This window comes from Periweissella ghanensis (assembly GCF_918814755.1).
Classification (GTDB): Bacteria; Bacillota; Bacilli; order Lactobacillales; family Lactobacillaceae; genus Periweissella; species Periweissella ghanensis.
In genome coordinates this window covers 33,663-53,967 of sequence record NZ_CAKKNT010000012.1, presented here as the reverse complement: position 1 = coordinate 53,967, position 20,305 = coordinate 33,663, and the positions used below count along the sequence as shown (strand labels likewise).

Genomic DNA, 20,305 nt, shown 5'->3' with positions numbered 1-20,305 from the left:
GTTGCACCCGATGCTTTTTTCTTTTGATTATATCTAAAAGGGCCACTAAATGAAATTTAAAATTTCATTTAGTGGCCCTTTTTTTATAGGGTTATGTCACAACCCCTTTTTGCTTTATTTATTTTTTAATCAATGCCTTACTTAGGTAAGTTACTAATTAAGATACCACCGATAACAATCAAGATTGAACCAGCGACGATGAAGCCCATTTGTTTAGACGTTTTACGTTCCTTCAAGATGTAGATGCCACCAAATGTTCCCACAATAATTCCCATTTGGGCAATTGTTACGGCAACCGCTTGACCAATTGTGGCTGTAGAAATGAACATTGCTAAATTACCAACACCCCAGACACCACCAGTCAAGATATTACGCCAAGTTGGTGCTTGGAACATAATTTTACCTTCACGCATAAAGAATAATACAATGATGAAGGCTCCAACAACCATCCCAATTGATTGTGGGAAAATGGTAGCCGTTAAGTAATCAACACCGTGGTTACGATTAGCAACTGCATTTGAGATGTACCCAAATTTGCGCATCATGTTTGGTACGATAAAGTAACCAGCATAACCGATTGTAGAAATAACTAAGGCAATGATTCCACGCGTTGTTTCCGTTGATTTAGCGGTATCACCAGCCGCAAGGGCTGCATCACGCTTAGCTGTAAGGATTGCTCCAATCACAACTAATAAAACGGCTAATGAACCAAACAACCAGGCTTTACCAGTTTGCCATTCACCAAGCACTGTAGCTGCTAAAGCGGCGTTACTTACGATTTGCCCCGCATTTGACCAAGGAATTGCATTTGAAACGCCCATTGCCTTAATCGCTGTAAATTGACCAGCTTGACCCACTGCCCAAAGTAATCCAGATAATAAACCAACTACCCAGATGTTTGACGCCATGTTAATGTGATTTGGTAGCACAAAGCAAAGGAATGTAAGTAATCCAAATACCATGGCACCGAAAGTCATTCCTAAAGTTTGTTGACCGGCTGAACCACCTAGTTTAGTAGAAAATAAACCAGTTGAACCCCAAGCTAACGCAGGAATTAACGCAATAAGTATAAACATAATTCTTCTCTCTTCTCTCTTCTCTCTAAAAGTCAATGAATAATATCAACTTAGATATTTTATACTATTGTAAACGTTTACACAAGTAGGTAACTGAATTTATTTTACAATTTATCAAAATAATAAACCTATAAATTAAAGGTTACTTAAGTCCTTCATCAAACTTATAACCAACGCCCCAAACCGTTTGAATTACTTGTGCTCCATATACTGGAATCTTTTTACGTAAGGTTTTTATGTGGACATCAATTGTTCGTTCATCACCAGCGAAGTCCAAATCCCAAATCAAATTTAGTAAATGTTCTCGACTGAAGACTTGGCGTGGTTTTTGAATCAAAGTTTTCAATAATTCATATTCTTTTAAGGTCAAATGTTCTAAGACGTGATCATCCACTAGTACTTCCCGCGTGGCAAAATTTAATTTAAAATGGCTCGTTTCAATATCATATGTCTTAAAAACTTGGATATCTTCTACTAGTACTGGATATTCATCCCCATACTCGGGTACTAAGTCGCTAAAAATAATTTGCTTTATTTTTCCAACTAAAGTTCTTGGACTAAATGGTTTTGTGATTATATGAACATTATTTTGCTTAATAATCTCACTAACATTAACCGTTAAATAAATAACTGTCTGCTGTTGCATAATTTCCACATCATTCAGTAACGTCAAATCATTGTGATAATTGATATCGATAATAATAAAATCATACCAGCTTAAATTATTTTTTATTTCATTGTTAAATAAGCTTGTCTCCGTCACAAAATCAATTTGCCAATCTTGTTTATGCATAACAGGTTCAATTAATTCACGGATAATTTGCTTTTCTTCAAACATTAATATGCGCATTGTAACCTCCATAAATAATTATGTATTTATAGCCTTTATTTTATATTATAAAAGTAATTAGCCGTTTTAGCGACGTTTGATATTAAAAAAGCTTTTTTGATTATTTTATGATACAATGAAACTTGTTATCTTACGGGGCCGTTTTGGATTCGACGGGTATTGGTCGCGCTATGACTGCATTTAGGGGTTGTGGCCCTATAATCCACTCAGTCAGAATAACTGCAAACAATTCAAACAAAACTTACGCATTAGCTGCTTAATAACCAGTTAGCGTAGTCTAGGGCATGTTTGTCCATGGCGTGCTTTAGACCACTATTAGTGGACTACGCTTTTAAACTTTGATCCAGAGTGCAAAAGCGGAATTTAATTGGATTAGCTTGCTTGATCACGAAGTTAATTCCGTGTGCATGTAAGTGAAATTTAAATAGAATTACTATGAATGTAGATGTTGTAGTAGTGAGATATTCGGACGCGGGTTCGAACCCCGCCGGCTCCATTTAAAACAAGAAAAACGTCGCTAAATTAAATTTTAGCGACGTTTTTCTTTGACTCTAAATTTTCCTATACTTAGTAAAAAATAACGGCTATAGCGCATGCTACAGCCGTTATTTTTTAGTTAATTATCATATGGAGAACGTTACTTTTTCAAATCGACTAACCAATTATCAGCTTGGCTAGTCTTATTTAAAGTTGCTGGGGTTGCAAGTGCAGCTGTGTTAACGGCCACAATTGTCCCAGCAAATGGGGTATCAAAGTCTAAGACGGCTTTGGTGGCCTCAATGCTTGTTAGTGCATCACCCTCTGCTAAAATTGTACCAATCTTTGGTAAATCAACAAAGGTAACCTCACCCAATTCTTCTTGGGTCTTTTCTGTTAAACCAATTCGAACTGTTCCATCAGTGCTTTCAACAGCCCAATACCACTTCTCACTCATAATAATCTCCTATTTATTACTAAATGAACTTCGATTTGTAAACATGTAACTCTTATAATGATACCGCATTGACATGATTAACCCAACCCCAATTAAGTTACCTAAGAGTGCTGAGCCCCCTTGCGAAATAAATGGTAATGGAATCCCTGTCAATGGTAATAATCCGATACTCATTCCGACATTTTCAAAAACGTGGAAAAGAATCATCATCACAACTCCCGTGGCGATATTGGCGTAAAATTCATTACGTGTATCAAAGGTCACGCGAATCATTTGGTAAATAAGTAAAAAGTATAACAAGATTAACAACAAACCACCAATGAAACCAAAGTTTGAGCCAATTACTGAAAAAATCATATCGGATTCTTGCACTGGTACGTGCACGTGCATCACGTTAAAACCATTCCCAGTAATTTGACCAGAGCCAATCGCTTTCATTGATTGCCATAATTGATACCCAGAATTAGAAGTATCACCAGATGGATTTAACCACACATCAACCCGTTGGAATTGATATTGTTGGAAACCAACATGATACAAAAGTTGCCGCCCCCAGTTGGTCGTCACAAACGTTAAAGCAGTCCCACCAATTACGGCAAATGAACCAATCATTGGTCCTAAAATACGCCATGATATCCCTGAAACAATAAGCATTCCACCAAAAATCGCAACGAACACTAACATCGTCCCAAAGTCATTTTGGGCCTTTAACAGCACAATTACCGGTAACAACCACAACACCATCACTCCAAATAATTTGAAATCTGAACGCAAATCACGTTCAGGGTGTTTTGAGTTATATAAAGTAATCACACGGGCCATCATTAAAATGAAGGCTGGTTTCATAACTTCGGAAGGTTGAAAAGTCAGTGGCCCTAACGCAAACCAACTTTTCGCCCCCGTTTTGGCTTCATACGCCCGCGAGTATAAGAACAAGACCGCGAAGAGTAAAAAGACCCCGAGCCCATAAGCATATGGTGCGATTTTCCATAATTGTTCGGCATCAAATTGCATAATTACGACCACAATTACGACACCGATAAAATACCAGACTGCTTGTGGTTTAATCATCGCCATCACATTGACCACATTAGGATCATGTGAGGCAGCAACATAAATCGATATTAGGCCAATGATGGCTAACATCATGACAACAAAAATAATTCCCCAGTCAATTCGAGCTTCATCAATTTTTGTTGTCTTTTTAATCCGCGCTTGCATATTAACCAAGCCTCCATCTCAAATTCAACTTTTTAAAGCACCGTGACTTTTAACTGTGTAAATTGTATTCCGCAATTACCTGACCTAATACTTCGTCAAAACTTTTGCCTTCCAATTGACCACCATCTTCAAATTTAGCAACTACGCCGTCTTCTTTGCTGGTAATTTGGCCAATTTTACGTTTTCCAATCATTACATCAAGAGCCCCGTTCTTTTGCTCTTCAAGTGTAACAGGAACTGTTCGATCTTTTTTTCCCATAGTCTTTCCTTTACAAAATCCTAACCTAATTTATGTTCTTGTTGTGCTTTAGCTATATCGGCAGCATTGGTATTTCGCTGGAGGGAAAATTGATCCGGTACTGGATCGTATCCTCCTGGTACGAATGGATGACACCGCAAAATACGGGCAATTGCCATTAATGTACCCCGCATCGCTCCGTGCTTTTCAAGCGCAACTAAGGCGTAATTAGAACATGTCGGATAGTATCGACATGAAGGCGGAAATAGCGGTGAAATAAATTTCTGATATAAACGCACAAGACCAATGAATGTCTTTTTCATTAATTAAGGTGTTTTTTCTTACTGTTCATGTGTTCGAGTAATTCACCAGCTCCTTGAGCAACGTTATCAAGAGGTGCTTCTGAAATTACTACTGGTACTTGTAAGGCTTCTGATACTAATTCGTCCATTCCTTTAAGTAATGAACCCCCACCAGTCAACATAATACCACGATCAACGATATCTGAAGCTAATTCAGGTGGCAATTGCGCCAAGACACCGTGAGCGGCACTAACGATTTGGGTTAATGTATCATGTAAGGCTTCTTCAATTTCATTAGCATTGATTTCAATTGAACGTGGCATACCATCATAAGCATCCCGACCACGAACTTCCATCGTATCAGGGTTCTTTTGTGGCATCGCTGTTCCGATTTGAATCTTAATCGTTTCAGCAGTCCGTTCACCGATAATCAAGCTGTGGTGACGTTTGATGTAGCTAACGATTTCTGAGTTCATTTTGTCCCCAGCAACCCGAATTGAATCTGAGGCCACAATATCACCAAGTGAAAGCACCGCGATGTCAGAAGTACCACCACCCATGTCAATCACCATGTTACCAGTTGCTTTAAAGATATCTAAACCAGCCCCCACAGCGGCAACCTTTGGTTCGTATTCAAGGTACACTTTGGCCCCACCTGACTTTTCAGCCGCTTGAATAATCGCCTTACGTTCGATTTCTGTGATGTTAGTTGGGGCACAAATCATAATGTTTGGTTTTGACAAGAATCCTTTAACATTCAATTTGTTAATGAAGTATGTCAACATTGCTTCTGTAACATCAAAGTCTGAAATAACCCCATCACGTAATGGGCGAATGGCCCGGATGTTACCCGGTGTCCGTCCAACCATTTGGTATGCTTCTAGTCCAACTGCTAAAACGCGATCAGTTTTTGCATCAACTGCCACAACAGATGGTTCATTCAATACGATACCCTTACCTTCAACATAGATCAGCACATTTGCTGTTCCTAAGTCAATCCCGATATCTTTTGCCATGCTCTTTTTCTCCTTAATTCCTAACTGTTTTACAAAATAATTATAATTATACCATTACCAATGGCGGGCTTCCAAACGCTATCCATGATTTTTATTACTTTTATAGTTAATTAACTAACCCACGTAGTGCTTGGACTTGTTCCACGAAATTAATGAAGAACAAACTAACCAAATAACCGATAATAATTGCCAAAAATATTTTTAACATTTGGGCATAATTTGCCTTAGCAATTACTCGTTCAAATGGGATCGCATTCATAAGTAAAAATGCGACATAGATTAAAATAATTTCTAGACCAATTTGTAGTAGTGCCACAATTCCTGAAGTCATCTATATTCCTCCCTATAAATCTACTTGCTAATCATACCATATCAGCCTAAATAAAAAAGATTGGGAGGCAAAATGCTTCCCAATCTTTTTATTTACTTACCGGTAACAATCTTAATCCGATTAACGGCTCGAGCTAACGCCACTTCAGCGCGCGCAAGTTCGTTTGGATCATGTACCTCATTGGCATGACTAATATGCTGTTCGGCACGTTGCTTAGCCGATTCAGCGCGTTGCACATCAATTGCTTGCGCTGTTTCGGCACTTTCAGCCACCACTGTTAAAGTGTTGTTTGAAAATTCAGCAAAGCCACCATTTACCGCAATATATTCATCATCACTGTCGGCAAACGTCACCTTGATTGCATCAATCTTCAAAGCTGACACAATTGGTTGGTGATTGGCCATCACCCCAATTGCCCCACTAATCGTATTAATAACGGCTAATTTTACGGCATCCCGCGCGAAAACCACGCCATCGGGGGTCACAATGTTGACTGTTAATGTATGTTCAGCCATTGAAAGCCTCCTTACTTAGCCAATGTTTTGGCCTTTTCAACTGCTTGCTCAATTACCCCAACGTTACGGAAAGCATCTTCAGGAAGCTCATCGTGCTTACCTTCTAAGATTTCCTTGAATGAACGGACTGTTTCCGCAACAGGCACATATTCACCCTTCAAACCAGTAAATGTTTCCGCAACTGAGAATGGTTGTGACAAGAAGAATTGAATCCGACGAGCCCGGTTAACAACCGTTTTTTCTTCATCTGATAATTCATCCATCCCAAGAATTGAGATGATATCTTGTAATTCACGGTAACGTTGCAAGACGTGTTGTACTTCAGTCGCAACATCATAGTGTTCTTGACCAACAACTTGGGGATCAAGGGCTGATGATGTTGAAGCAAGTGGATCAACGGCTGGGTAAATACCTTGTTGTGTCAAGGCACGTTCCAAGTTAGTTGTGGCATCCAAGTGCGCAAAAGTCGTGGCTGGTGCTGGGTCGGTGTAATCATCGGCTGGCACATAAACGGCTTGAATTGAAGTAACTGAACCCTTCTTAGTTGAAGTGATGCGTTCTTGCAATTGACCCATTTCAGTTGCCAAAGTTGGTTGATAACCAACGGCTGAAGGAATCCGTCCCAAAAGGGCAGAAACTTCAGAACCGGCTTGCGTGAACCGGAAAATGTTATCGATGAACAAGAGTACGTCTTGACCATTAACATCACGGAAGTGTTCGGCAATAGTTAAACCCGTCAAGGCAACCCGCATCCGGGCACCAGGTGGTTCGTTCATTTGACCATAAACCATGGCAGTTTTTTCCAAAACACCAGATTCTTTCATTTCGTGATACATATCGTTACCTTCACGAGTCCGTTCACCAACCCCAGTAAAGACTGAGATTCCGGCGTGTCCTGAAGCGATGTTGTGGATCAATTCTTGAATTAAAACGGTTTTACCAACTCCGGCACCCCCGAACAAACCAATCTTACCACCACGAACATATGGGGCAAGCAAATCAATAACTTTAATTCCTGTTTCAAGGATTTCAGTTGAGTTTGCCAATTGGTCATAGGCTGGTGCTTCACGGTGGATTGGGTCACGTGGTGCATCAGGCCCAAATTCTTCACCGTTATCGATTGTTTCCCCTAAGACATTAAACACCCGACCAAGGGTTGCTTCACCAACAGGGACCGAGATTGATTCCCCAGTATCAGTAACGCTCATTCCACGTTGCAACCCATCAGTTGAATCCATCGCGATAGTCCGAACAACCCCATCTCCAAGGGCAAGTGAAACTTCAACCGTTAAGGTTACACCTTCACCTTTGTCAATAACTAACGCATTGTTAATGTCTGGCAATTTGCCATCAAGCGGGAATTCAACATCGACAACTGGCCCGATAACTTGTAAAACTTTACCAGTACTCATAATTATGTTAATTCCTTTCGCAAATAAATAAATTTATTAATCTAATGCAGCCATCCCACCGGTAATTTCAGTAATTTCCGTGGTAATCGCTGCTTGCCGTGCACGGTTAAATTGTAGTTCAAGACTACTAATAACATCCTTGGCATTGTCAGTTGCTGAACGCATGGCATTAGCACTCGCGGCATGTTCAGCTGTTTTGGCATCTAAAATGGCGCCGTAAAGCATTGCCTCAACATATTGGGGTAACACTGCTTTTAAAATTGCTTCTGGTGATGGATCCATTTCATAGCTCGCAAGCGAAGCTGTCTCACCAGTTTGTTCAGCATGAATTTGAAGCGTATCTTCTGTAATTGGCAACATTGGCATCACTCGGTATTCATTTGAAATCCGATTAACAAAGTGATTGTAGGCAATTGTTAATTCATCAAAAACATCACTGGCAAACATTGCAATAACAGCTTTCACAATTTCACGAATTTCCATGAATTGGGGAACATCACTAACACCACGGTATTCATAGGTAACATTGAAACCACGTTTCTTAAAGAAATCAGCTCCAACGCCCCCGACCGCCAAAATTTCTGTATTGGCAGGTGTCAAATGCTTTTTAGCAATTAAATCCAAGGTTTGTTTTAATACCGTACTATTATAACTTCCCACTAAGCCCCGATCAGACGTTACCACCAGAATACCCGTTTTGTTGATAGGGCGAACTTCAAGTAGTTCCCCTTGGGCATTAGCTAATACATGGGCTTGTGCCAAGTGGGCTACCACCGCTTTAACGTGTGTTACATAGGCTTGATATCCCGCCGTATGACGTTGAATTTGACTCAACTTTGCAGTTGATACCATTTGCATCGCCCCGGTAATTTGACCAGTTTTCTTAGTCGACGTAATCCGTCGTTGAATATCTTGTAAAGATGCTGGCATGCTATTTCTCCTTCCTCAAATTTCAATTTGCTTTATTTAGCATCAGAAGCTTGGAAGGTTTTCTTGAAATCAGCAATGGCTGCATCCATTTTATCTTCAGCTGGTAAATTGTGGGTTTCAAGAATTTCATCAAAAATTGCTTTTTGTGACGCTTGCACGTAGCCAATTAATTCATCTTGGAACCGTTGAATATCTTCAATGGCAATATCATCGATAAATCCGTGCGTCAAGGCGTACAATACCAACACTTGTTGTTCAACTGGCATTGGTTTGTGAAGTGGTTGTTTCAACACTTCAACCGTCCGACGACCACGGGCTAATTTAGCTTGCGTTGCAGCATCAAGATCCGAACCAAATTGAGCAAATGATTCAAGTTCGTGATATGAAGCTAAGTCAAGTCGCAAGGTTCCGGCAACTTTCTTCATCGCTTTAATTTGGGCATCCCCACCAACACGTGATACGGAAGTACCGGCATCAATCGCTGGGCGTACCCCTGAATAGAATGAATCTGAATCCAAGAAGATTTGACCATCAGTGATTGAAATCACGTTCGTTGGAATGTACGCCGAAACGTCCCCGGCTTGGGTTTCGATAAATGGTAAGGCAGTCATTGAACCACCACCCAATTCATCACTTAACTTCGCTGCCCGTTCAAGTAAACGTGAGTGCAAGTAGAAAACATCCCCAGGGTACGCTTCACGACCAGGTGGCCGACGAAGAATCAATGAGAGTTCACGGTAGGCCGTTGCTTGTTTTGATAAATCATCGTAGATAATCAAAACGTGCTTACCATTAGCCATGAATTCTTCCCCAATAGCTGCTCCAGAATATGGTGCAAGGAATAACATTGGCGCTGGTTCAGAAGGTCCAGCTGACACAACGATGGTGTAATCTAACGCACCTAAACGGCGTAAAGTTTCAACTTGTGTCCGCACAGTTGAGTCTTTTTGGCCAATGGCAACGTAGATAACAATCATGTTTTGATCTTTTTGATTCAAGATTGTGTCAATGGCCAATGAAGTCTTACCAGTTTTACGGTCACCGATAATCAATTCACGTTGCCCACGACCAATTGGTACTAAAGCATCAATCGCTTTAATCCCTGTTTGTAATGGTTCAAAAACTGATTTACGTTCCATAACCCCGGGTGCTTTGTGTTCAACGGGGCGCGTTTTTGTCGTTTCAATTTCGCCAAGGCCGTCAATTGGTTGACCAAGCGCGTTAACAACGCGTCCAATCATCGCTTCCCCAACTGGAACTTCCATGATTCGTCCAGTTCGTTTAACAGTATCGCCTTCACGAATGTCATCAAATTTACCAAGAATAACGATACCAACATCGTTTGATTCAAGGTTTTGCGCCATCCCAAAGACACCGTTTGAAAACTCAACCAATTCACCAGCCATAGCATTGTCAAGACCGTGCACGCGGGCAACTCCATCCCCAACGTAGGTCACGGTCCCAGTTTCTTCAACTGTAAGCTCATCTTGGTAACTAGCTAATTGTTGCTTGATGAGAGCACTGATTTCCTCAGCCTTAATGCTCATACCGGTTTCACCTCTTCATGTTTATTTGACCAACATCTGGCGAATTTTAGCAATTTTAGTTGCTAAGCTACCGTCAATAATCTTGCCGTCAGCTCGCACAATCACCCCTGCGATAATATCAGGATCAATTGTCGTATCTAAAACCACTTTATTAGCACCGAGATGTTGGGCTAAGCGTGCTGCTAATTGATCTTTTTGGTCAGTTGAAAGTTCAACTGCTGTGGTCGCGTTAGCATGCACAATTTTATTTTTATCATTCACTAATCGATTAAAGTATTCAATAATCAACACGACTGCATCAAGATGTTGATATTCAAAAATCATTTGAATAAAATTTGCCACCAACGGATGGGCATCTTGTTTAAGCGTATTAATAATGGCTTGCTTCGCTGAACTTGGCAAGCTTGGGCTCGCTAAATCTTGAACGTAAGCCGGATTACTTACAAAAATTTCGTGAATCGCGTTTAAATCATTTGTTACAAGTTCTAATTCATTATTATCACTGGCTAATTCAAATAAGGCCCGTGAATAACGTTTAGCTAACGTTAGTGAATTAAGCTTCATTGTGCGCACCTAACCCTTCGATATAAGAGTCGATTAACGCTTTTTGATCATCCAACTTTAATTCTTTTTGAATAATCTTGGTTGCGATTTGAACAGATAAATCGGCAACTTCATTTTGAACACTAGCTAAAGCATCGCGGCGAGCTTGTTCAATTTCGGCTTGCGCTGAAACTTTAAGTGAACTTGCATCAGCCTGTGCTTTATCAATAATTGCTTGGCGTTGTTCATTACCTTGGTTCTTGGCATCAGATACAATTGTGGTTGCTTCTTGACGTGAAGCCTTCAATTGTTCTTGCCGCTTAGCTACCAAGTCTTCGGCTTCTTTACGGGCATCTTCAGCCGAATCAATATCTGCGGCGATTTTATCAGCCCGTTCTTGCATCATCTTAGTTACCGGACCCCAAGCAAATATTCTTACTAGGACTAGTAAAAGTGCAAATGAAGCTAAGATAAAGAGCATATCACCGAAATATAATTGATTACTTGCTAAAATATCAACTGAAAACATTATGCCACCTCACTTTCTTCTAAATTTTTAAAGCCGCTTACTTGAAAAGCAAAAGAAGTGAGATAACGAAACCTAAGATTGGCACGGCTTCAACAAGTCCAACCCCGAGGAACATCGCCCCACGTAACTTACCTTCTAATTCAGGTTGACGGGCAGTTCCTTCAATCATAGCTGCGATAACGTGACCATTACCAATACCGGCACCAATAGCGGCACCACCGGCTGCAATACCGGCACCAATTTGAGCTAAGTGACCAATGTTTTCCATTTTGATAAATCCTCCGAATAATATATATTCCAAATTTTTTGATTAAATAAGCTTATAGTTCTTCAACTATTGTTTTCTCAGAGATATAAACCATTGCTAGTGTAACAAAGACATATGCTTGCACACTACCGATGAAGACTGAGAAACCTTGCCAAATGACTTCTAGAATGATTCCTGGAATAAATGTTAATACTCCATGTGAGAATGCAAAACTAGCAATCAAATTAAGCAACATTTCACCAGCCATGATGTTACCGAACAACCGCAAACCTAAAGTCAGGAAGCTTGTAAATTCTTCGATAAGGTTAACTGGGAATAAGAATACGTAAGGACTTAAGTAGTTGTTTTTGAAATACTTCTTAAATCCCAGTGTTGCTACCCCAAGATAGTGAGCCATTACAATCATGATCATCGCTAAGGTCATGGTTACAATTGGATCAGCAGTTGGACTCTTTAAGAATGTAAATTCACCGATTTTAACTTGGAAAATTAATCCAAGTTGGTTGGCGATGAATATAAATATGAAGAGTACAAATGCTAATACGCGCATATTTTGCCCCGTGCGGTTTGGCAATGAAGATTCAACAATTTTATTTGTAAAATCGATAATCCATTCAAGGACGTTTTGTCTGCCGCTTGGACGAATCTGCGGCCGCCGTGACAACCACAAGATTAGGAAAAACGTAATTAACATAACAACCGTGATTGAAATAATGTTTGTTAAGTTAAAGGTTAGTCCTAAAAAGTTAAACAACGGAGCTTTTTCACCCACACTAATTCACCTCTTTTCTCCTTCAAAATTTAGTTTACCGATACTTTGTAATAAATAAATTATCGTTTTTTGTTACTTGTGATAATCATTACTCAAAATACAAACCAAATACTACTCCTTTGCTATAAAAAATACAATCATATTTTTTTAATAAAATTCAGCTTCAAAAGCCTATAAATCAACATATCTAAGTGAGTAAGCGTTTTCATTTAGTTTTCAATTTTTTTTAATTTTACAAAACTAAATTATTAACTTCACAAATTCGTAATATTTAACCATATTTATTATAAATTATATCCAAATAATCTTATGATAATTGTCATTTACTTTTCGTTATGAATAAGGGTCAACATTAGGTTTGTAACATCATAAAATTTTATTTTAGGGACCTCACACTCCTTGTTTAGGTCTGTCTAAACCTTGTGATTTAATTACTATCTTCCATTTTTCTCATTACCTAAGACTCATTACTTACATTATTTTCTGAAAAAAATACGCTATTTTTACAATCAAAATAGCGTATCAAATATTTAAATTTTTCTAAGCAAACTGTACGTTACTCTTTTTCGGACGCAGCTTGCTTTGGCAATACCAAATTAAGGATAATCCCTAAAATTGTCGCCACTGCTAGGCCAGAAAATTGGGTTTGTCCGAGTTGTAAGTAGGCATTACCAATCCCGATAACAAGAATTGTTGAAGCAATCATCAAATTACGTTTAACGTTGAAGTCAATTTTGTTGTCCACGATAATCCGTAAACCAGATGAGGCAATTACCCCAAACAATAGGAAACTAATCCCACCGATAACTGCTCCCGGAATTGATTGAATCAAAGCTGATAATTTACCAACAAAGGCAAACAAGATGGCAAAACTAGCTGCACCACCAAGCACCCAAACTGAGTGCACACGCGTGATTGCTAAGACCCCAATGTTTTCACCATATGAAGTTACCGCTGGTCCACCAAAAATCCCCGCAAAAATTGAGGCAGTCCCATCCCCAGCTAACGTGCGCTTGAGACCTGGATCTTGGAAGAAATCCCGGTTTGTTAACTTGTTAAGCACCATGATGTGACCCATGTGTTCAGTCATCGTAACTAATGCTAATGGTGCCATTGCTAAAATTGCACCTAATTGAAACGTTGGTTTGTAATTAACAAATGGAAGATCAAAAGCTGGTAAAGCAAACCAGTGGGCCGCCATAACTGGAGCAAAATTTACTAAACCTGCGAAACACGCAATAATGTAACCTGTTACAATTCCAAGTAAGATGGGAATTAAACCAAGAAACTTACTCAAGAACATATTGTACGCAATTGTAATTAATAAAGTTGCAATTGCGACCATGAACACCCGAATATCGTAAACACTCTTAGTGGCACTAACGTGTAACATCGTTGCATTAGTCGCCGCTGAACCTGCTAATGATAACCCAATTACCATAACAATTGGACCAACCACTACTGGTGGCAAGATTTTATTAATCCATTCAGAACCAATCACCGTCACTAATAAAGCCACAATTAAGTACACGGCCCCAACTGACCAAATCCCTTGGGCAATCGCTGGATATCCACCAGTTTTCATTAACGCCAACATTGGGGTAATAAAGGCAAAACTTGATCCCATGTAAGCCGGAATCTTCCCTTTTGTAATCAAAATATATAATAGCGTGCCGACCCCGGAACTAAAAAGGGCCACCCCAGGGTTTAAACCAACCAACAAAGGTACTAACACCGTTGAACCAAACATTGAAAACATGTGTTGGAGTGATAATCCAAACCACAATCCCAATTTAGGTCGCTCGTTAACATCCAAAACGACATTGCGCTCCATTTGTTCCATTTTTCTTCCTCCAAAAAATAAAAAAAGACTGCATCCTAGTTTGTACCAGAACACAGTCGTATCATGCCAATCAAATAATTACTCTTAATCAGTTATAAACGAACCTTCTGTGTCTCACAGGACAATGTTAAAGGACAATAAAATTATTACTAAGTATATTACTAGAATTTTGGTTAAAAAGCAACAAAAAAGTTATCTAACATGTTATTAGATAACTTTTTACTTATTTATTTGGTACCAAACAACCGATCACCGGCATCACCAAGGCCTGGAACAATGTAACCGTGTTCGTTTAAGCCATCATCAAGGGCCGCTGTGTAAATATCAACATCCGGGTGTTCGTCTTGAACAGCTTTAACCCCTTCTGGTGCTGATACGAGTACAACTAACTTAATAATCTTGGCGCCACGTTTTTTAAGGGCTTCAATTGCCATATTCGCTGAACCACCAGTTGCTAACATTGGATCAACAATTAAAACTTCCCGTTGATCAATGTCTTCAGGTAATTTAACAAAGTATTCAACTGGTTGTAATGTTTCTTCATCGCGGTACATGCCGATGTGACCAATTCGCGCGGCGGGGATCATGCTAACAACCCCGTCAACCATTCCAAGACCAGCCCGTAAAATTGGCACTACCGCCAACTTTTTACCTGCCAAACGCTTTTTAACCGTCGTGGTAATTGGTGTTTCAATTTCCACGTCTTCCAATGGCATGTCGCGCGTTACGTCATATGCCATTAACATCGCAATTTCATTGACCATTTCACGAAAGACTTTTGTACCGACTTTTTTGTCGCGAATAATCGACATCTTGTGTTGAATCAAGGGATGATCCAAAACTTCAAGCTTACCCATTGTATGTACCTCACTATTCATTTTATCAATGTTAAGTATAGCAAACTGCCGGCAGGGTTTAAACTTAAATTAACTAATAATACCCCAATGTTTATTATTTTTTACTTATTATCAATAAACTTGGCTTGTCAGTTAATCGGATGGGCACCGGTTAATTCGCGTACTGCTTGTTGGTACTGTTCTTTATTAGCAGTGATTTGATCATGGTGCATAAGCACATCAATCATTAACCGGACAACGGCACGAGACGCATGTTCATCAAAGCCCCGCGTCGTAATGGCTGGACTCCCAATCCGAATACCTGAAGTTCCCGCCAAGGTTTCATTAGGAATTGGTTCTTTATTAGTCGTAATGCCAATTGAATCTAATAGCGTTTCCGCTTGTTGGCCATCTAACCCAGATGCAGTGATATCAATATTTAATAAATGATTATCGGTTCCCCCAGTAATCACTCGGAAAGTTCCATCCGTCGTGAATTCATCAGCCATCGCCGCCGCATTTTTTAAAACTTGCTCAATGTAGTGTCCAAATTCTGGTTGTAAAGCTTCACCAAAGGCAACCGCTTTCCCGGCAATCGCATGTTCATGGGGGCCACCTTGAGTACCTGGAAAGACGGCCTTGTTTATAATATCGGCATATTGTGCTTGCGCTAAAATCAAGCCGGCACGGGGGCCACGTAAGGTTTTATGCGTTGTTGAAGTCACCACATCGGCATATGGGATTGGACTTGGGTGCGCACCGGTCGCGACTAAACCAGCAATATGCGCCATATCAACCATTAACAGTGCGCCGACTTCATCAGCAATTGCGCGAAAACGCTTAAAATCAATCACCCGACTGTAAGCTGACGCCCCGGCAATAATCATTTTAGGTTGGTATTTACGTGCTTGTGCTAACACTGCATCATAATCTAATAACTCAGTTGTTGGATCAACACCGTAATGAACAAAATTATATAACTGACCCGAAAAACTAGTCGGTCCACCATGAGTCACATGCCCACCAGCGGCCAAGCTCATTGATAAGACGGTATCACCAGGCTGTAAAAATGCCTGATAGACAGCCGCATTGGCTTGGGAACCTGAATATGGTTGCACATTGGCAAATTCAGCACCAAAAAGCTTTTTAGCACGTTCAATTGCTAAAGTTTCAATCGCATCAATGACTTCATTCCCACCATAATAGCGTGCGCCAGGTAGCCCTTCGGAATATTTATTCGTCAACACCGAACCTTGTGCTTGGCGGACCCCTTCTGACACAATATTTTCTGATGCAATCAATTCAATATTATGTGCTTGACGTGCTTCTTCTTGCTGAATTAACGCCCATAAAGTTGGATCTTGTTCTTGATACGTCATATTTTTCACCTCATTATTTTTTATCATTTTAACAAATTTTAATGATTTAGAAAGCAAAAAAATCCACCAAAATTTCTTTTGGTGGATTAATTACAATTAAATTTTACATGTCCGCATCAAAATATTGACCACTTGATGCTTTACCGAGGCGGTTATTATAAGCTAACCCAACCCCTTCATTGGCAAAATGATGCACGAGGATTGTTTCAACGCCGTCACGTTCATCAAAGTACCGTAAGCCGGCAAAAAGCTTCGCATTAGCCGTTGTCACATCGGTTCCTAATGACCAGACAAAATCCATTCCGGCTAGATGATTAGCTTCAATCACTTCATCCGGAGCCATAATACCAACCGGTTCCAGTTGTTGTTGGGCCCAAATAATAGCGGCGGGCCATGCTTCCGGCGTGACCATGTAAACTGGGACATCTGGTGCATAGTGGCGATATTTCATTCCCGGAGCCTTAGGGGTTTCATCCGCACCAACTTTACGGTGTTCTGAATTAACTGGGCCAATCACAGCTTCTAAGGCTTCTTGAGTAACTGCACCCGGCCGTAAAATAGTTGGCACATCCGTCGTAATATCAATTACCGTTGATTCGACCCCAACTGAGGTTGCTCCATCATCAACAATCCCCGCAATTTTGCCTTGCATATCGTGCCAAACGTGTTGGGCTGTCGTTGGCGATGGTTTACCGGAAGTATTGGCACTTGGGCCCACAATTGGCGTATCAGCAAGCGCAATTAATTGCCGCGTTACATCGCTAGCTGGTAACCGGAAAGCAACAGTTGGCAAGCCACCCGTCACAATAGGTGACAACGCGCCTTCGTTATAACGCATGATAATTGTCAATGACCCCGGCCAGAAGTTAGCAATCAATTTTTCAGCGATTGTTGGAATCTCAGATACAAAACGTTTAACCATATCTACATTGGCCACGGTGACAATCAATGGGTTATCAGAAGGACGATTTTTAGCAGCAAAAACTTTTTTAACCGCACTCTCCTTCGTTGCATCAGCGCCAAGTCCATAGACTGTTTCCGTGGGGAATGCTACGACTTGACCTTTTTTAATTAATTCGGCCGCCGCAGCTAAATCAGTTGTAGCGGTTTTAAACATTTTGGTTTCCAAAATTATTACTCCTTTTCTTGTTTGTTAAATACCCGGATCATCCGATCATGGCTACTTAAATCTTTAATAATATCAACTTGGGCTTGTGGTAAACTAGCTTGCATTATTGCGGCTACTGTTGGCCCTTGGTGCAAGCCAATTTCAAAGTATGCCCGGCCATTAGGCAGTAAATACTGGGCCAAATTTTGAGCGATTGCTTGATAAATTGCTAATCCGTCATTTTCCGCAAAAAGGGCTAAATGTGGTTCGTACTCAAGGACATTTTGATCCATAATAGCCGTTTCAGAAGTTGCAATATATGGTGGATTAGACACAATAATATCATACGTGCCGGTAATGTTAGCAAACACATCACTTAGTGTAAAAGCTAAGTCGACATTATTGGTCGTTGCATTTTGTTTAGCAACGGCTAACGCATCCGGTGAGATATCACTTGCCAGCACTTGCCATTCTGGTCGTTCACTTTTTAAAGTTACGGCAATCGCACCCGAGCCCGTCCCAATATCTAACACCTTTTGGGTCGTAATTGGATTGTCATTTAAAATCAATTCGATTAATTCTTCAGTTTCAAGGCGCGGAATTAACACCCGCTCATCGACCATAAAATCACGCCCAAAAAACTGGGCTGAGCCTAAAACATATTGGACTGGTTCACCAGCATGTACCCGGAGCACAGCGGCTTTAAAATCAGCAAAATCTTCAATTTTATCACGAAGATGCAAAATTAATTGAGAATACGTCCATTGATGTTGGGTCATCAAAATTAAATTAACATCCGCTTCGGCGAGATAAGAAAAAGCCCATTGACGGGCTTCAAAATAATTATTAGGCATTGTTTTTCAACGCTTCCATCTTGGCCGTTTGATCGGCAATCACGAGGGCGTCAATCACATCCCCAAGTTCACCATTCACAATGCGGTCAAGCTTGTTTAACGTTAAGCCGATTCGGTGATCAGTTACCCGGTTTTGTGGGTAGTTGTAAGTCCGAATCCGTTCTGAACGGTCCCCAGTACCAACGGCTGATTTACGTTCTTCAGCATAAGCTGATTCATTTTGTTGCGCAAAGTGATCGTAAACCCGCGCCTTCATGATTTGTAACGCTTTGGCCCGGTTTTGTTGTTGTGAACGTTGATCTTGCATTGATACGACAATCCCAGTTGGCAAGTGCGTCATCCGCACGGCTGAACTGGTCTTATTAATGTGTTGTCCACCGGCCCCTGAGGCACGGAACACATCAACCCGTAAGTCTTTGTCTTCAATTTCGATTTCGACATCTTCAAATTCAGGCATCACCCCAACTGTCGCCGTTGAAGTGTGAACCCGGCCAGCTGATTCAGTTGATGGAACCCGTTGTACCCGGTGTGCACCACTTTCATACTTCAACTTAGAGTAAACGTTAGTTCCTGAAATCATCACTACAACCAACTTGTAACCACCAACTTCGGTCATTGTTTCATCAATAATTTCCGTCTTCCAGCCTTGACTTTCAGCATAACGCATGTACATGTTTAACAAGTCACCAGCAAATAATGAGGCTTCATCCCCACCAGCGGCTCCGTGAATTTCCATGATAATATTTTTATCATCGTTTGGGTCTTTTGGTAAAAGCAAGATTTTAAGTTGTTCTTCAAGTTGACCTTTTTCAGTCTTTAATTCACTTAATTCTTCTTTAGTCATTTCAGCTAATTCAGCATCAAGACCTTCTGATAACATCTCTTCATCTTCAGCAATCGTTTCAATAACGGTTTTGTAGTGCTTGTAAACTTCGTTAGTTTCACGTAATGAACCTTCTTCTTTTGAAAGATCCATAAAACGATTAGTATCAGCAATCACCGCGGGATCACTAAGCATTTCAGCAACTTCATCATAACGGTCTGCTACTGATTGTAATTTTTGAAAAATCTCATCCATTAAAATTGTCTCCTATATAGTACATATCATTTACTTTGTATTTTTAAGCCCACGCCAATTAATCTTCATCAGCTATTGTATCAAGTAATGGGTGGAAATAGTGTTCGCGACATACTGGATAGTAACTTTCATTACCACCAATTTGCACTTGTTCACCTTCATAAACCGGTTTACCATCAGTAACGCGTAAATTCATACTTGCTTTACGACCACAGAACCAGCAAATGGTTTTGATTTCTTCAATCTTGTCCGCAAAAATTAATAATGCTTCGGAACCTTCAAATAAGTGATTTTGAAAATCATTTTTAAGCCCAAATGCTAAGACCGGAATGTTTAACTCATCAACAACCCGCGTTAATTGCAAGACATTTTCACGGGTTAAAAATTGGGCTTCGTCAACTAAGATGGCATAAGCACCTTGATTTAATTCGTTGACCAAGGCAAAAACATCCGTATCCGCAAAAATTGGATGGGCTGGTCGTGACATGCCAATCCGCGAAGCTACTAAGCCTTCACCATACCGATTGTCTAAGCCACTAGTTAAAATAATGACTGATTTCCCTTGTTCTTCATAGTTATGGGCAACTTTCAAAATTTCAATTGTCTTACCACTATTCATTGCGCCGTAACGGAAAAATAATTGTGCCATCGTTAGTCCCTTTCAAATAATAAATTATCTCGTTCGAATTTAATACAATACTATTTACCATTATAGCGGAAATC

At 40.2% G+C, this 20,305-nt stretch carries 23 protein-coding genes and 1 other RNA gene; 1 reads left to right on the top strand and 23 read right to left on the bottom strand.

Annotated features, from left to right (window positions below; all coding sequences use genetic code 11):
- Positions 1-137: 137 nt before the first annotated feature.
- Complete coding sequence (locus tag LQZ76_RS05455) at positions 138-1,076, bottom strand: GRP family sugar transporter (protein WP_230098744.1); 939 nt, start codon at positions 1,074-1,076, stop codon at positions 138-140.
- Between the two features lie 142 nt (positions 1,077-1,218).
- On the bottom strand, positions 1,219-1,926 hold the full coding sequence (locus LQZ76_RS05450; protein ID WP_230098743.1) for a winged helix-turn-helix transcriptional regulator: 708 nt from the start codon (positions 1,924-1,926) through the stop codon (positions 1,219-1,221).
- A gap of 134 nt (positions 1,927-2,060) precedes the next feature.
- On the opposite strand from LQZ76_RS05450, the gene ssrA reads away from it, so the two are divergent.
- Positions 2,061-2,425, top strand: a transfer-messenger RNA (tmRNA) gene (gene ssrA / locus LQZ76_RS05445).
- Between the two features lie 138 nt (positions 2,426-2,563).
- Here ssrA and LQZ76_RS05440 read toward each other — a convergent pair.
- The 21 genes from LQZ76_RS05440 to LQZ76_RS05340 form a co-directional block, all read right to left on the bottom strand.
- Positions 2,564-2,860: a glycine cleavage system H family protein gene (locus LQZ76_RS05440; protein ID WP_230098742.1), complete on the bottom strand. Its 297-nt coding sequence runs from the start codon at positions 2,858-2,860 to the stop codon at positions 2,564-2,566.
- A 9-nt stretch (positions 2,861-2,869) separates the two neighbouring features.
- Positions 2,870-4,081, bottom strand: coding sequence for an FtsW/RodA/SpoVE family cell cycle protein (locus tag LQZ76_RS05435; RefSeq protein WP_230098741.1), 1,212 nt, complete (start codon positions 4,079-4,081; stop codon positions 2,870-2,872).
- A gap of 49 nt (positions 4,082-4,130) precedes the next feature.
- A complete protein-coding gene (locus LQZ76_RS05430; protein ID WP_230098740.1) occupies positions 4,131-4,340 on the bottom strand; it encodes a DUF2969 family protein in 210 nt (69 codons plus the stop codon).
- 20 nt (positions 4,341-4,360) lie between these two features.
- Complete coding sequence (gene yidD / locus LQZ76_RS05425) at positions 4,361-4,642, bottom strand: membrane protein insertion efficiency factor YidD (protein ID WP_230098739.1); 282 nt, start codon at positions 4,640-4,642, stop codon at positions 4,361-4,363.
- On the bottom strand, positions 4,642-5,637 hold the full coding sequence (locus LQZ76_RS05420; protein ID WP_230098738.1) for a rod shape-determining protein: 996 nt from the start codon (positions 5,635-5,637) through the stop codon (positions 4,642-4,644). The genes yidD and LQZ76_RS05420 overlap by 1 nt, the downstream gene beginning before the upstream one ends.
- Positions 5,638-5,743: 106 nt before the next feature.
- A complete protein-coding gene (locus tag LQZ76_RS05415) occupies positions 5,744-5,968 on the bottom strand; it encodes a DUF1146 family protein (RefSeq protein WP_230098737.1) in 225 nt (74 codons plus the stop codon).
- Between the two features lie 92 nt (positions 5,969-6,060).
- Positions 6,061-6,483: a F0F1 ATP synthase subunit epsilon gene (locus LQZ76_RS05410; RefSeq protein WP_230098736.1), complete on the bottom strand. Its 423-nt coding sequence runs from the start codon at positions 6,481-6,483 to the stop codon at positions 6,061-6,063.
- A gap of 11 nt (positions 6,484-6,494) precedes the next feature.
- Positions 6,495-7,895, bottom strand: a complete 1,401-nt coding sequence (gene atpD, locus LQZ76_RS05405) for a F0F1 ATP synthase subunit beta (RefSeq protein ID WP_230098735.1) — start codon at positions 7,893-7,895, stop codon at positions 6,495-6,497.
- Positions 7,896-7,931: 36 nt separating this feature from the next.
- The gene (locus LQZ76_RS05400; protein WP_230098734.1) at positions 7,932-8,825 is read right to left on the bottom strand and encodes a F0F1 ATP synthase subunit gamma; all 894 of its coding nucleotides are present in this window, start codon (positions 8,823-8,825) and stop codon (positions 7,932-7,934) included.
- 32 nt (positions 8,826-8,857) lie between these two features.
- Positions 8,858-10,372, bottom strand: coding sequence for a F0F1 ATP synthase subunit alpha (gene atpA, locus LQZ76_RS05395; protein ID WP_230098733.1), 1,515 nt, complete (start codon positions 10,370-10,372; stop codon positions 8,858-8,860).
- Positions 10,373-10,393: 21 nt separating this feature from the next.
- Entirely contained in the window at positions 10,394-10,936 is a 543-nt protein-coding gene (atpH, locus tag LQZ76_RS05390) for an ATP synthase F1 subunit delta (protein ID WP_230098732.1), read from the bottom strand.
- A complete protein-coding gene (atpF, locus tag LQZ76_RS05385) occupies positions 10,926-11,444 on the bottom strand; it encodes a F0F1 ATP synthase subunit B (RefSeq protein WP_230098731.1) in 519 nt (172 codons plus the stop codon). Before atpF ends, atpH begins: the two co-directional genes overlap by 11 nt.
- A gap of 37 nt (positions 11,445-11,481) precedes the next feature.
- Positions 11,482-11,712 carry a F0F1 ATP synthase subunit C gene (atpE, locus tag LQZ76_RS05380; protein ID WP_168722341.1) on the bottom strand — a complete coding sequence of 77 codons (231 nt, stop codon included), beginning with the start codon at positions 11,710-11,712 and terminating at the stop codon, positions 11,482-11,484.
- Positions 11,713-11,764: 52 nt separating this feature from the next.
- Positions 11,765-12,484 (bottom strand): F0F1 ATP synthase subunit A, encoded by a 720-nt coding sequence (atpB, locus tag LQZ76_RS05375; RefSeq protein WP_230098730.1) that lies wholly within the window; start codon positions 12,482-12,484, stop codon positions 11,765-11,767.
- Between the two features lie 556 nt (positions 12,485-13,040).
- The gene (locus tag LQZ76_RS05370; RefSeq protein WP_230098747.1) at positions 13,041-14,318 is read right to left on the bottom strand and encodes a solute carrier family 23 protein; all 1,278 of its coding nucleotides are present in this window, start codon (positions 14,316-14,318) and stop codon (positions 13,041-13,043) included.
- Positions 14,319-14,554: 236 nt separating this feature from the next.
- Positions 14,555-15,184 (bottom strand): uracil phosphoribosyltransferase, encoded by a 630-nt coding sequence (upp, locus tag LQZ76_RS05365; protein ID WP_230098729.1) that lies wholly within the window; start codon positions 15,182-15,184, stop codon positions 14,555-14,557.
- Positions 15,185-15,312: 128 nt separating this feature from the next.
- Entirely contained in the window at positions 15,313-16,542 is a 1,230-nt protein-coding gene (gene glyA, locus LQZ76_RS05360; RefSeq protein WP_230098728.1) for a serine hydroxymethyltransferase, read from the bottom strand.
- A 103-nt stretch (positions 16,543-16,645) separates the two neighbouring features.
- Positions 16,646-17,671 carry an L-threonylcarbamoyladenylate synthase gene (locus LQZ76_RS05355; protein WP_230098727.1) on the bottom strand — a complete coding sequence of 342 codons (1,026 nt, stop codon included), beginning with the start codon at positions 17,669-17,671 and terminating at the stop codon, positions 16,646-16,648.
- Positions 17,672-17,676: 5 nt separating this feature from the next.
- Positions 17,677-18,504, bottom strand: a complete 828-nt coding sequence (gene prmC / locus LQZ76_RS05350; RefSeq protein ID WP_230098726.1) for a peptide chain release factor N(5)-glutamine methyltransferase — start codon at positions 18,502-18,504, stop codon at positions 17,677-17,679.
- Positions 18,497-19,582, bottom strand: coding sequence for a peptide chain release factor 1 (prfA, locus tag LQZ76_RS05345; protein WP_230098725.1), 1,086 nt, complete (start codon positions 19,580-19,582; stop codon positions 18,497-18,499). Before prfA ends, prmC begins: the two co-directional genes overlap by 8 nt.
- Positions 19,583-19,640: 58 nt before the next feature.
- Positions 19,641-20,231 carry a thymidine kinase gene (locus LQZ76_RS05340; protein ID WP_230098724.1) on the bottom strand — a complete coding sequence of 197 codons (591 nt, stop codon included), beginning with the start codon at positions 20,229-20,231 and terminating at the stop codon, positions 19,641-19,643.
- Positions 20,232-20,305 lie beyond the last annotated feature (74 nt).

Excerpts from the sequence above, each read along its gene's own strand:
- LQZ76_RS05455 (WP_230098744.1), bottom strand. The coding sequence starts at position 1,076 with ATGTTTATACTTATTGCGTTAATTCCTGCGTTAGCTTGGGGTTCAACT.
- LQZ76_RS05450 (WP_230098743.1), bottom strand. The coding sequence starts at position 1,926 with ATGCGCATATTAATGTTTGAAGAAAAGCAAATTATCCGTGAATTAATT.
- LQZ76_RS05440 (WP_230098742.1), bottom strand. The coding sequence starts at position 2,860 with ATGAGTGAGAAGTGGTATTGGGCTGTTGAAAGCACTGATGGAACAGTT.
- LQZ76_RS05435 (WP_230098741.1), bottom strand. The coding sequence starts at position 4,081 with ATGCAAGCGCGGATTAAAAAGACAACAAAAATTGATGAAGCTCGAATT.
- LQZ76_RS05430 (WP_230098740.1), bottom strand. The coding sequence starts at position 4,340 with ATGGGAAAAAAAGATCGAACAGTTCCTGTTACACTTGAAGAGCAAAAG.
- yidD (WP_230098739.1), bottom strand. The coding sequence starts at position 4,642 with ATGAAAAAGACATTCATTGGTCTTGTGCGTTTATATCAGAAATTTATT.
- LQZ76_RS05420 (WP_230098738.1), bottom strand. The coding sequence starts at position 5,637 with ATGGCAAAAGATATCGGGATTGACTTAGGAACAGCAAATGTGCTGATC.
- LQZ76_RS05415 (WP_230098737.1), bottom strand. The coding sequence starts at position 5,968 with ATGACTTCAGGAATTGTGGCACTACTACAAATTGGTCTAGAAATTATT.
- LQZ76_RS05410 (WP_230098736.1), bottom strand. The coding sequence starts at position 6,483 with ATGGCTGAACATACATTAACAGTCAACATTGTGACCCCCGATGGCGTG.
- atpD (WP_230098735.1), bottom strand. The coding sequence starts at position 7,895 with ATGAGTACTGGTAAAGTTTTACAAGTTATCGGGCCAGTTGTCGATGTT.
- LQZ76_RS05400 (WP_230098734.1), bottom strand. The coding sequence starts at position 8,825 with ATGCCAGCATCTTTACAAGATATTCAACGACGGATTACGTCGACTAAG.
- atpA (WP_230098733.1), bottom strand. The coding sequence starts at position 10,372 with ATGAGCATTAAGGCTGAGGAAATCAGTGCTCTCATCAAGCAACAATTA.
- atpH (WP_230098732.1), bottom strand. The coding sequence starts at position 10,936 with ATGAAGCTTAATTCACTAACGTTAGCTAAACGTTATTCACGGGCCTTA.
- atpF (WP_230098731.1), bottom strand. The coding sequence starts at position 11,444 with ATGTTTTCAGTTGATATTTTAGCAAGTAATCAATTATATTTCGGTGAT.
- atpE (WP_168722341.1), bottom strand. The coding sequence starts at position 11,712 with ATGGAAAACATTGGTCACTTAGCTCAAATTGGTGCCGGTATTGCAGCC.
- LQZ76_RS05370 (WP_230098747.1), bottom strand. The coding sequence starts at position 14,318 with ATGGAGCGCAATGTCGTTTTGGATGTTAACGAGCGACCTAAATTGGGA.
- upp (WP_230098729.1), bottom strand. The coding sequence starts at position 15,184 with ATGGGTAAGCTTGAAGTTTTGGATCATCCCTTGATTCAACACAAGATG.
- glyA (WP_230098728.1), bottom strand. The coding sequence starts at position 16,542 with ATGACGTATCAAGAACAAGATCCAACTTTATGGGCGTTAATTCAGCAA.
- prmC (WP_230098726.1), bottom strand. The coding sequence starts at position 18,504 with ATGCCTAATAATTATTTTGAAGCCCGTCAATGGGCTTTTTCTTATCTC.
- prfA (WP_230098725.1), bottom strand. The coding sequence starts at position 19,582 with ATGGATGAGATTTTTCAAAAATTACAATCAGTAGCAGACCGTTATGAT.
- LQZ76_RS05340 (WP_230098724.1), bottom strand. The coding sequence starts at position 20,231 with ATGGCACAATTATTTTTCCGTTACGGCGCAATGAATAGTGGTAAGACA.